Here is a 9,327-nt window from a genome sequence, read left to right as displayed (position 1 = left end):
GGATCAGGTTCCGGCGTCGGCGTCGTCAGGCGACGGCGCGGGGCCCGGCGGTTGGGTGCTGCCGCCATCCTTGGCGGTGTGGCGCGGATCGGAGTCGAACACCAGGCCGAGGTCGTCGGCGCGCTGGTTGTCGGCCGCGATCTCGCGGTCGATGTCCTCGGCGTCGTAGCCGTTCGCCGAGATCGCTTCCGAGCGGCTCATGAGGCCCGAGCGGATCGCCAGCAGCATCGCCTTGTATTCCTTCTCGGGATCGACCCACTGCCAACCTTGCGGAATCCACTTCACCTGCAGGTAGTGGCGGCGCCTCGCCGAGCCGCCGTGCGCAAAGCCGGGCGCGACGAGAGCCCCCGATAGCACGGCTTGCTTCATCCACGCCGCCCAGATCGGGCGGCACAGCTGATGGACCAGCACGGCGTGCTGCACCATCTCGCAGCGGCGGCGGAACTCCAGCAGGCCGGCGCGAATGGAGGAGTAGTTGACGCCGGTGAGGTCGCCGGTCAGCTGCTCGTAGGTGATGCCAATCGCGGCGGCCACCGCGCGAAACTGCGTGCGAAGGAACTCCGAGTAGGCGCTGCCGACATCGGCCGGATCGGAGAACTTGATGTCCTCACCGGGCTCCAGGATCTGCAGCGTGCCGGGTTCCAGGCTCGCCACCGAGATGCCTTCGGCATCCGGCGCGCCTTCGCCCATCAGTGAATCTTCGGGGTTCTGACGCGTCACGAAGCCGGCGAACATCGCCGCGGTCTTCTTGCGCACCAGTTCCGCGTCGTCGTACTGATCGAGTTCATTGAGCTTGACCAGCGCGCGCGACAACCACGGCTCGCCCCGAATCTGGCCCGGGCGCAGCACGCGATACAGGTGGGCGATCTCGCGCGCATCGACGCGCACGGTGTCGAGACCGCCCTGACCGGACATCGGCGCGAGGCGGCCGTCTTCGGGATGGGCGCGGTAGAGGTGGTAGGCGACGCGCCGCCCGAGCCCATCGAACTCGATGCCGGCGCGCACGACGTTGCCGTTCGCGAGATCGGTGTTCATGTGCATTGGCAGGTGCTCGGGTTCGAGCAACTGGATCTGAAGCGGCACGGCGAGCCCGTCCTCGGGCCGCCGCGGGCGCAGCCGGATCAGGCATTCGCCGCCTTCGAGCATGGCCCGGCAGGCGAGCGCCTGCAGGCCGTAGAAATCAGTTTGGCCGGCGGCGTCGGCATCGTCCGTCCAATCGCGCCAGAGCGACTGAACGTCGGCTCGGAAACGCTCATCGGGCGAGAGGCTTTGCGGCTTGATGCCCGTGCCCACCGCGTTGGCGACAAAGGCCTCCAGCGCCGCCTGCGCCCAGGCATTGCGGCGCACCAGGTCGCGGCTCTTGATGCGCAAATCGACGCCGGTCGCCAGCATTGCCGCGACCGCGCCCGGATTGCCGGGCATCCACGCGAGCGACCGGCGCCCACGACCCGAGGCTTCGTGGACCGGGCCACCGAAGAAGCTGCGCAGTTTGCCGAACCAGGTCATCTCAGAAGCCCTTGCGGGTCGTGACCCGGATCTGGCGCGGCGCACCTGGCCACAGGCCGGTGCTCGCCGCCTGTTCGGCGATGCCGCGTTTGACTTCGCGGATCGCCGCCAGGAGTTCCTCGACGGAGCGGTACTCGACGGTGTTGCCGCCGAAGGTGACGCGGCGCTCGCCCTTGGCCAGGGCGGACTCCAGCGCCTCCAGGTGGTCGGAGGTGAAGGCCATCAGCGGTACACCACGACGTTGATTTCGGTCGAGTCGGTGAAGGTCGACGCGGCCGTCGCGCAGCTCACATCGACGAAACGCGCGGTCTTGAGGTCATCCTTGGCGCGCACGACGGCGAACCGCTGCTGGCCGCGGTCCACGGAGCTGCGCGCGAGCGCCGTCCAGCAGTAGTGGGTGTCTGGCAGGCGCACGGCGAAGTGGATGCGGTAGCGCCCCGGCGCGGTGCGGTCGACCGCCAGCACCTGGTGCGCTGCGCGGATGACGACCTCGCCATCGATCGCGCCAAAGCACACCCACGCCCGGGCCACGCCCGGATGCGTGGCGTCGATCTTCGACGCCAGCACCCGACCGATGCGGATGGCGAGGTCAGCGATGCGGTCGACCAGCGCCATGTCAGGCCAGCGCCGCCTCGAAGACCGCGCTGAAGTCGGTTTCGGGATCGCCGACCTCCGTGCTCGCGATGGCGCCGATGTTGGCGCGCACCTGCGCCTGCTCCTCGGAGGTCAGCGCCTGTGCCGCGTCGAAGCGGACGCGATTGTTGACCGCCGCCAGCAGCGCATCGAGGCCAGTGCTGCCCGAGGTCAGCAGTTCCTGGATCTCCAGCAGCGTGTCGTAGGCGGCATCGGCGCCGCCGAGGATCTCGGCCTTCAGGGTGTCGAGCAGATCGACGATCTTGCTCGACGAGTAGGTGGTGCTGGTCGAGATCTGGCCGTCGTCGATGCCGCTGGTGGCGGTGACGGCGTCCTTGAGTTCATTGATCGCGGCGACGAGGTTGGATTTGTCGGTGGTGGCGAGCTGGGCCAGGTTGCCGGTCTTGGCGCGCACGTCGATGAACTCCTGGGCGACGCGGACGACCAGACTTTCGATACGGGAAGCAAGACTCATGAAGCACTCCTTGAGGTGGGATGGATGGGCTACGACAGCCAACGGCTTTTGACGACGCGCCGCCGGATGGGCGCGCCCGGGTGGGCCTGGCCACCGCGTGGGGTGGTCGGGTCGTGGATCGGTAGTGCGAAGGCGGGCTCGGGCGCGCGTTCGACGCCAAGCGAGCGCTCCAGGTCGCGCCAGTGGCGTTCCTCGAAGCGGTCGAGTCCGGCCGCAGCGGCGGCAGCGCGCGCGTAGATGTAGCAATCGAGCGCTTCGTTGCGCTCGCGCACCTTCTGCCACTCCCGGACCGGAAATCCGTTGCGGTCGCGGCGGGTGATCAGCTGTTCGGCGCAGAGCTGTTGCACGAACTCGGCATCGATCTGCGGCAGGTGTACGAAGCCGGTCGGGAACACGAGGCTGACGCCATCGTCGCCGACCGCCGCGCTCTTACGCAGGTTGTTGTAGAGCTCGAGCTTGGCGATGCCGACCGCGACCGAGAACACCTTGATGCCGCGGCGCAGACGCTTGCCATCGCGCGAGACATCGACTGCGGTCGGCGTGCCGATCAGGGCCGCGCCGCGCGCAGCACCCTTCACCGCCATGACGCGTGCGTCGCGGCAGGCGCGCACGAAGGCATAGGCCTCCTGCGTGGCAAAGCCCGTGTCGAGCGCAAAGCGCACCAGCGGCATCAACGCGCCGGACGTGTGTGTCCAGTGCTCATCGAGCAGGGCCGAGAGCGCCCGCCATACGCCTTCGCGCGCGGTGTCGCCCATCAACACCCGATGCTCAATCAGCCAGGACTCCTTGCTGCGTCCGAAGGCCCAGATCGAGACTTCGATGCGGTCCTTTTGCACGTCGGCGCCACCCACCAGCAGCAGGCCGCCGAGCGGCACGGTGCCGATGCGGTAGTCCTCGCGGCGCTCGACTAGACGCTGCCAGTCCGGCGCTTCGCCTTCCTCGACCCAGGTCTCGCCAAGTTCGGTGTTCTTGAAGGTCTTGATCGCCGAGGCTGATCCAGACTCCTTGTTGATCGCGGCTTCCCAGGCCGCGGCGATATCGCGCCAGGCACGCCAGCCCACCGGGCTGTAGAGCGAGGACAGGTGGAAGCCTGCGGTCTTGCCGGCGACGTCTACCGTCGCACGCCACTCGCCGTGTTCGAGCATCCAGGTCTTGTGGTGCTCGGCAATCGCAGTGTCGCAGGCCTCGCAGATGTAGGCGGCGGTCTCGGGTGCACCCTTGTCCCAGCGCAGTTGCTCGAAGCGCAGCCATTGCCGGTGCGCGCAGTGCGGGCACGGCACGAAGTACCGGCGCTGGTCGCTGGCCTCGTACTCGCGCTCGATGGCCGAGGCACCGGCAATCGTCGGCGTCGAGACGATGAAGATCTTGCGCCGCGCGAAGGTGCGCGTGCGCGCTTCGGCGAGCGAGATCGCATCGCCTTCGCCCTCGACGTCGAGCGGATAGCCGTCGACCTCGTCCAGAAACAGGTAGCGGACCGGCATCGAGCGCAGCCCGACTGCGCTGTTGGCGCCGGTCATCACCAGCACGCCTCCGCGAAACTCCTTGGCCAGGATCGTGTTGCCCGAGTCACGCGAACGCGCCGGGGCGATCAGTTCAGCCAGCACGCCGGACTCTTCTATCAGCGGATCGATACGCTGCTTCGAGTTGCGCTTGGCCATCTCGACGGTCGGCCAGACCGCCATCATCGGTCCCGGCGCGTGGTGGATCACGTAGCCGATCCAGTTCGAACCCATCTCGGTCGCACCGAGCTGAGCGGCTTTCATGAACACCACGCGCTCGACCGCGGAGGTCGGTGACAGGCAGTCCATGATGGCTTTGAGGTACGGCGTGCGGCTGGTGCGCCAACGCCCAGGCTCAGCCGAGGCCTTGCTCGACAGCATCCGGTGCCGATCCGACCACTCCGACACGGTCAGCAGTGGATCGGGCAGCAGGCCTTCGCGCCAGGCACGCTCCAACTCGGCAGCGCCCTCATAGATCGTGTCGATCATTCGATGCGCGGGCGCAGCTCGCCCAACTCCTGCAGGTGCTCGCGCACGGCCGCCTCCAAGGCGACGTGCAAGGTGTGCGGATCTACGCCCAGGCGCGCGGCCATCTGCGCCGAGATGCGCGCCGGCCAGTTCAACCAGGCATCGCGCTCGGTTCGCGCCAACTTGAAGACGTGGGCGATGGCCTGGTTGCGGTCGACCAACTCGCCCTTGAGGCGGGCGAGGCGAACCTTGTTGGTCTGCGCCTTGACCACCTCGTTGACCGTGCGCGCTTGCAGCAGGGATGCGCCGCCCGCGGGCAAGGCGGCGCCGGCATCGGCGCTCGGCGCAGCGTCGGTGGGCACCGGCGCCCGAGCGGCCGGTGTGCGCGAACCGACGCGCGGGGCCTCGGTGTTGCGTGACCACTGGGCGTCGGCCTGCGCCGGGTCCAGCGTGCCGTCGGTGTTGGGCGTGATGCGGCCTGCAGCAATGGCTTTGCGAACGGCGGCATCCGATACACCTCGGTGCCGCGCGTATGCGCGAATCGACAGTCCCATCGGCCCTTTTCAATCCCATCGAAGAAGCGACGAAAAGCGCTTGGCTTCACCTCCGCGCAGCGCGTTCATCGCCGTCCCCCATCACGAGGACGAACCGATGAGCCAACTTGATCTGGACACGGTGGCGAAGGCGCTGGCCAACGCCGCGATGACGGTGCTGGTGCGCTCCTGCCGCAAGGAAGTTGCTGGCGCCAGCCACGCGCGCCTGGAGTCGGCCTGCGCCGCGATGCGCGCCAAGGCGCGCCCCGTGCTCGACCAACTGCTCGACGACGCCCGTGCCGCGCCCTGGGTGGCCGAGGCGGCCTTCGCCGCCGCAGCCCTGGAATTGGCGCAGTCCGGCATCGCCGCGCTGAAGTCCTCTGAAGCCTGAATTTGCTGCGAACAACGCTTGGCTTCACTGGCGAACAGCGTGTTCATGTGCCCCGCAACGAGCACATCCACACCATCACGGAGCACCCCATGAGCACCACCACCCAGAGCCGACAAGACGTGATCGACGAACTTGTCGAGATCCAGTCCCAGATTCTGGAACTGGTCGAACAAGCACGCGGCCTGCTGCGCCGCAACGGCCTGCACGGGGCGCTGATGCGCGCCGAGTCCTATTGGATCGCGCACATCACGACCGCGGTCACCAACGATCACGGCTACCTCGGCAAATCGATGGTGAGCCTGCAGGACACCATCGACGAGATCGAGGAGGGCGAGGACGACGACACCGCGGAGGACTGAGTCACGGCGCCGGGCGGGGCGACCCGCTCGGCCAGCTTTCCGCTTGGCTTCACTGACGAACAGCGCGTTCATCACGCGCACCCCAACCAAACCAGGAGCAACAGCATGAGCACGACCGAACTCACCCAAACCCAGCGTCTCATCCTCGACGCCGCCATCCAGCACACCGGCGGGCGCATCGAGCGCTTCCCGGACAACATCAAGGGCGGCGCCCGCAGCAAGGTGCTCGATGGCCTCTTCAACCGCGCATTGATCACGCGCGATGGCGACGGCTGGTGCGTCGCTGCCGAAGGCTACGACGCGATGAACCACCCGCGCCCGGGCATCAATCCGAAACGGATCTCGGCCTTCGAGGCCAATCTGGACCGGATCATCGCCAACGCCGAGGCGGCGACGGCGGAGATCGCGCCCGATGGGGCAGACGACGCGGCGATGGAGGCCGCGGTCGCCAGCGCCGAGGCAAGCTTCACGGCGAACGACGCGCCACGCGTGCCGCGCACCCGCGAGAACAGCAAGCAGGCCGAAGTCCTGCGGATGCTGCGTCGCCCCGAGGGCGCGACGATCAGCCAGATCTGCGAGAGCACCGGCTGGCAGGCACACACCGTGCGCGGCACTTTCGCTGGCGCCTTCAAGAAGAAGCTCGGACTGGTCCTGACCTCCGAGAAGGCCGAGGGCGCGGAGCGGGTGTACCGCGTCGCCTGAACATGATCGAGAAGCCGGGTGGAAACGCTTGGCTTCTCGCTTGAACAGCGCGTTCATGGAGTCGTTGCCACACGACCCGGAGACCCGCCATGACCGCCAACCAACTCTTCACCCGCATCGCCCAGACGCACCTCTCCATCGAGACCCTGGAGACGCGCCACCGCGACAGCCTGGACTTCCACGACGTGGGCGTGTGGTGCCTGCGCGACGCGCTGCAGGCCGCCTATGAGGCGGGCATCGCGGAGGGTCGCCGCCAGGCGGGCCGGATGCAGAAGCAGGACGAAGCCAAGCAGTAATTGCTTGGCTTCCCGCGCGAACAGCGCGTTCATGCATCCACACCCAACGCCACGGAGATCCCCATGATCGAGAACATCAGAGTCCGATTTGCCCGCAAGCCCAACGACCTCGCCGAGGTCCTGGCCAGCCTTCGCTTCGGCGACCTCGCGAACTACGTCGAGATCGAGTCGCGCCACGCGATGACGGAGGCCGAGTACGACGCGTTCACCGCCGCGTTGCTCGCTGACCGCGACTGGTTGGCGGGGCGCGGCGGGTTCCTGGACGGCGGCGGGCGCAGCGTGGTGGAAGTCACCGCACCCAATCGCACGACGCTCTACGTCGATCCGTCCGGATCACGTTACGGGCGGTACGTCGGCGTCCGAGCCGAGTGAGGTCCACGCGATGCCCAGTCACGTCGATTTCCAACTGCACCAGTTGCGCCCTTTGCTGGGCGCGACGGTCACTGCCCTGGCGCGGACCGCGCCAGGCGAGGATGACTTCGAGCCCGAATACTTCGGGCTGGTGCTGACCATGCCGGATGGTCAGCAGCGGACCCTGCTGATCCTGTCCGACCCCGAAGGCAATGGCCCGGGCGCCGTCGAGATCGCCGATTGACTCGGCGCGAGAATGATCGAAGATTCTTCGCAAGAACGCTTGGCTTTGGGGCGGAACAGCGCGTTCATGGACGCGTCGCCACCCACACCACGGAGTCAACCATGAGCCAGACCCACGACACGATCCCCGCCACCCACAACGAGGGCTGGGGCTTCTTTGGGACCATGAACGAGCGCGCCGAGGCCGCCTGGCCCCTGGCCATGACCGCGGTCGCCACCGCCACCGGCGAATCCCTCGACATCGTGCGCGTTTTCCTCGACAGCCGATTTGGCCGCCACTTCGCGGACGACGTCCTCAACGCCGTCGACGAAGGCAACGCCCTGGCGGACGCCATCAACGTCGCCACGCGCAAGTGGATGGGATGGACGATTGGCCGCCAGGCCAGCAAGGACTACGGCATCCCGCGCGGGTTGCCGTACCTCACCGGCTTCGTCATCCACTGCGGCATCATCGACGAGGCGTGCGCCGCCTGATGAATACGCCTGCTGCCGAAAGGGAGCAGGCGCTGCGGTGGCTGATAGCCAACCGGCGTCAGGACGTCTCCATCGAACAGACCGTGCGCTTAATGTGCGCGGTGCTGCCCCGCGATCTCACCACGATGCAACTGCTGCGGCGCATCGCGGAGGAGGAAGACACCAAAGAGCCTTCGCGCCGATTCAACTGGCGCATGAGTCCTGGTTTGCCGCCTCGCGAATAGCTTTCTTGCCGGTGAAGTCCTCCCAGCGCCGCACGATCACGTCGGCGTACTTCGGGTCCAACTCCATCAACCGCGCGACGCGCCCGGACTTCTCCGCGGCGATCAGCGTCGTGCCAGAACCGCCAAATGGGTCGAGCACCACATCGCCGGGGCGTGAGCTGTTGCGCAGCGCGCGCTCGACCAGTTCGACCGGCTTCATGGTCGGGTGCAGGTCGTTCTTCTGCGGTTTCTTGATCTGCCAGACGTCGCTCTGGTCGCGGTCGCCGCACCAGTGGCGCTCGGCGCCTTCGGGCCAACCGTAGAGGATCGGCTCGTACTGGCGCTGGTAGTCGGCGCGGCCCAGGGTGAAGGTGTGCTTGGCCCAGATGATGAACGTCGACCAGTGGCCGCCGGCCGCACGGAAGGCAGTCTGCAGCGCGTCCAACTCGCTCGACGACATGGCCACATACATCGCGCCGTCGCAGCGCTCGACCATCGGCGTCAGCGCCGCCAAGAGGAAGTCCGAAAAGCCATCTCCCAGGTTGTCGTTGAGGATCGCGCGGTCCTTGCCGCGCAGCTTGTCCTTGGCGCTGTTGGCGTAGTTCACGTTGTACGGTGGATCGGTGAAGACCATAGCCACTCGCTCCTCGCCGAGCAGTGCGTCGTAGCTCGCCGTCAGGGTCGCGTCGCCGCACAGAAGGCGATGCTGTCCCAGCTGCCAAATGTCGCCGGCACGGGACACCGGCGTATCCGACACTTCCGGGACGGCATCTTCATCGGTCTGCCCTGACACATCGGGCTCGTCACCGGCCATCAGTTCTGCAAGCGCGTCGGCGTCGAAGCCGGTGATGTCCAGGTCGAAGCCAGCGTCCTGCAGGTCCGCGAGCTCGACCCGCAGGAGATCCTCATCCCAACTCGCGTTCTCAGCGATGCGGTTGTCGGCAAGCACCAGCGCGCGGCGCTGTGTGGGGGACAGATGGTCCAGCACGACCACCGGCACCGTAACCAGTCCCAGCTTCTGTGCCGCGGCGAGACGCCCGTGGCCGGCGACGATGACACCGTCGCTGCCGGCGAGGATCGGGTTGGTGAACCCGAACTCCGCGATGCTGGCGGCGATCTGTGCCACCTGCGCGTCCGAGTGCTGGCGCGCATTGCGGGCGTAGGGGATGAGCATGTCGGTCGGCCACGGCTCGA

At 67.4% G+C, this 9,327-nt stretch carries 15 protein-coding genes; 8 read left to right on the top strand and 7 right to left on the bottom strand.

Annotated features, from left to right (window positions below):
• Positions 1-3 precede the first annotated feature (3 nt).
• From BLP83_RS04120 to BLP83_RS04095, 6 genes are read right to left on the bottom strand one after another with little or no spacing between them, the layout of a single operon-like run.
• Positions 4-1,506: a phage portal protein gene (locus tag BLP83_RS04120; RefSeq protein ID WP_091239145.1), complete on the bottom strand. Its 1,503-nt coding sequence runs from the start codon at positions 1,504-1,506 to the stop codon at positions 4-6.
• A gap of 1 nt (position 1,507) precedes the next feature.
• Entirely contained in the window at positions 1,508-1,729 is a 222-nt protein-coding gene (locus BLP83_RS04115) for a phage head-tail joining protein (RefSeq protein ID WP_091239143.1), read from the bottom strand.
• Positions 1,729-2,121, bottom strand: a complete 393-nt coding sequence (locus BLP83_RS04110; RefSeq protein WP_091239142.1) for a hypothetical protein — start codon at positions 2,119-2,121, stop codon at positions 1,729-1,731. The genes BLP83_RS04115 and BLP83_RS04110 overlap by 1 nt, the downstream gene beginning before the upstream one ends.
• Before the next feature lies 1 nt (position 2,122).
• A complete protein-coding gene (locus BLP83_RS04105) occupies positions 2,123-2,614 on the bottom strand; it encodes a hypothetical protein (RefSeq protein ID WP_091239140.1) in 492 nt (163 codons plus the stop codon).
• 29 nt (positions 2,615-2,643) lie between these two features.
• Positions 2,644-4,602 carry a phage terminase large subunit family protein gene (locus BLP83_RS04100; protein WP_245679945.1) on the bottom strand — a complete coding sequence of 653 codons (1,959 nt, stop codon included), beginning with the start codon at positions 4,600-4,602 and terminating at the stop codon, positions 2,644-2,646.
• Positions 4,599-5,135 carry an elements of external origin gene (locus BLP83_RS04095; protein ID WP_091239137.1) on the bottom strand — a complete coding sequence of 179 codons (537 nt, stop codon included), beginning with the start codon at positions 5,133-5,135 and terminating at the stop codon, positions 4,599-4,601. Before BLP83_RS04095 ends, BLP83_RS04100 begins: the two co-directional genes overlap by 4 nt.
• 97 nt (positions 5,136-5,232) lie before the next feature.
• On the opposite strand from BLP83_RS04095, the gene BLP83_RS04090 reads away from it, so the two are divergent.
• The 8 genes from BLP83_RS04090 (at position 5,233) to BLP83_RS04060 (ending at position 8,154) form a co-directional block, all read left to right on the top strand.
• On the top strand, positions 5,233-5,505 hold the full coding sequence (locus tag BLP83_RS04090; RefSeq protein ID WP_091239134.1) for a hypothetical protein: 273 nt from the start codon (positions 5,233-5,235) through the stop codon (positions 5,503-5,505).
• Between the two features lie 89 nt (positions 5,506-5,594).
• Complete coding sequence (locus BLP83_RS04085; protein ID WP_218121180.1) at positions 5,595-5,864, top strand: hypothetical protein; 270 nt, start codon at positions 5,595-5,597, stop codon at positions 5,862-5,864.
• 105 nt (positions 5,865-5,969) lie between these two features.
• Positions 5,970-6,566 carry a DUF3489 domain-containing protein gene (locus BLP83_RS04080; protein ID WP_091239132.1) on the top strand — a complete coding sequence of 199 codons (597 nt, stop codon included), beginning with the start codon at positions 5,970-5,972 and terminating at the stop codon, positions 6,564-6,566.
• An 89-nt stretch (positions 6,567-6,655) separates the two neighbouring features.
• Entirely contained in the window at positions 6,656-6,862 is a 207-nt protein-coding gene (locus BLP83_RS04075; RefSeq protein ID WP_091239130.1) for a DUF6900 domain-containing protein, read from the top strand.
• A 63-nt stretch (positions 6,863-6,925) separates the two neighbouring features.
• The gene (locus tag BLP83_RS04070; protein WP_091239128.1) at positions 6,926-7,234 is read left to right on the top strand and encodes a hypothetical protein; all 309 of its coding nucleotides are present in this window, start codon (positions 6,926-6,928) and stop codon (positions 7,232-7,234) included.
• 10 nt (positions 7,235-7,244) lie between these two features.
• Positions 7,245-7,457 (top strand): hypothetical protein, encoded by a 213-nt coding sequence (locus tag BLP83_RS18150; RefSeq protein WP_143006533.1) that lies wholly within the window; start codon positions 7,245-7,247, stop codon positions 7,455-7,457.
• A 101-nt stretch (positions 7,458-7,558) separates the two neighbouring features.
• Positions 7,559-7,930 carry a hypothetical protein gene (locus tag BLP83_RS04065; protein ID WP_091239125.1) on the top strand — a complete coding sequence of 124 codons (372 nt, stop codon included), beginning with the start codon at positions 7,559-7,561 and terminating at the stop codon, positions 7,928-7,930.
• A complete protein-coding gene (locus tag BLP83_RS04060; RefSeq protein ID WP_091239463.1) occupies positions 7,930-8,154 on the top strand; it encodes a hypothetical protein in 225 nt (74 codons plus the stop codon). The genes BLP83_RS04065 and BLP83_RS04060 overlap by 1 nt, the downstream gene beginning before the upstream one ends.
• Here BLP83_RS04060 and BLP83_RS04055 read toward each other — a convergent pair.
• A complete protein-coding gene (locus tag BLP83_RS04055; RefSeq protein ID WP_281187101.1) occupies positions 8,114-9,307 on the bottom strand; it encodes a site-specific DNA-methyltransferase in 1,194 nt (397 codons plus the stop codon). The two genes, BLP83_RS04060 and BLP83_RS04055, sit on opposite strands and share 41 nt — an antisense overlap.
• Between the last annotated feature and the right edge of the window lie 20 nt (positions 9,308-9,327).

Source organism: Aquimonas voraii (assembly GCF_900101825.1).
Lineage (GTDB): Bacteria > Pseudomonadota > Gammaproteobacteria > Xanthomonadales > Xanthomonadaceae > Aquimonas > Aquimonas voraii.
This window is presented reverse-complemented; position numbering and strand designations above follow the sequence as displayed.

Excerpts from the sequence above, each read along its gene's own strand:
- BLP83_RS04075 (WP_091239130.1), top strand. The coding sequence starts at position 6,656 with ATGACCGCCAACCAACTCTTCACCCGCATCGCCCAGACGCACCTCTCC.
- BLP83_RS04095 (WP_091239137.1), bottom strand. The coding sequence starts at position 5,135 with ATGGGACTGTCGATTCGCGCATACGCGCGGCACCGAGGTGTATCGGAT.
- BLP83_RS18150 (WP_143006533.1), top strand. The coding sequence starts at position 7,245 with ATGCCCAGTCACGTCGATTTCCAACTGCACCAGTTGCGCCCTTTGCTG.
- BLP83_RS04105 (WP_091239140.1), bottom strand. The coding sequence starts at position 2,614 with ATGAGTCTTGCTTCCCGTATCGAAAGTCTGGTCGTCCGCGTCGCCCAG.
- BLP83_RS04115 (WP_091239143.1), bottom strand. The coding sequence starts at position 1,729 with ATGGCCTTCACCTCCGACCACCTGGAGGCGCTGGAGTCCGCCCTGGCC.
- BLP83_RS04080 (WP_091239132.1), top strand. The coding sequence starts at position 5,970 with ATGAGCACGACCGAACTCACCCAAACCCAGCGTCTCATCCTCGACGCC.
- BLP83_RS04070 (WP_091239128.1), top strand. The coding sequence starts at position 6,926 with ATGATCGAGAACATCAGAGTCCGATTTGCCCGCAAGCCCAACGACCTC.
- BLP83_RS04100 (WP_245679945.1), bottom strand. The coding sequence starts at position 4,602 with ATGATCGACACGATCTATGAGGGCGCTGCCGAGTTGGAGCGTGCCTGG.
- BLP83_RS04055 (WP_281187101.1), bottom strand. The coding sequence starts at position 9,307 with ATGCTCATCCCCTACGCCCGCAATGCGCGCCAGCACTCGGACGCGCAG.
- BLP83_RS04090 (WP_091239134.1), top strand. The coding sequence starts at position 5,233 with ATGAGCCAACTTGATCTGGACACGGTGGCGAAGGCGCTGGCCAACGCC.
- BLP83_RS04065 (WP_091239125.1), top strand. The coding sequence starts at position 7,559 with ATGAGCCAGACCCACGACACGATCCCCGCCACCCACAACGAGGGCTGG.
- BLP83_RS04060 (WP_091239463.1), top strand. The coding sequence starts at position 7,930 with ATGAATACGCCTGCTGCCGAAAGGGAGCAGGCGCTGCGGTGGCTGATA.
- BLP83_RS04120 (WP_091239145.1), bottom strand. The coding sequence starts at position 1,506 with ATGACCTGGTTCGGCAAACTGCGCAGCTTCTTCGGTGGCCCGGTCCAC.
- BLP83_RS04110 (WP_091239142.1), bottom strand. The coding sequence starts at position 2,121 with ATGGCGCTGGTCGACCGCATCGCTGACCTCGCCATCCGCATCGGTCGG.
- BLP83_RS04085 (WP_218121180.1), top strand. The coding sequence starts at position 5,595 with ATGAGCACCACCACCCAGAGCCGACAAGACGTGATCGACGAACTTGTC.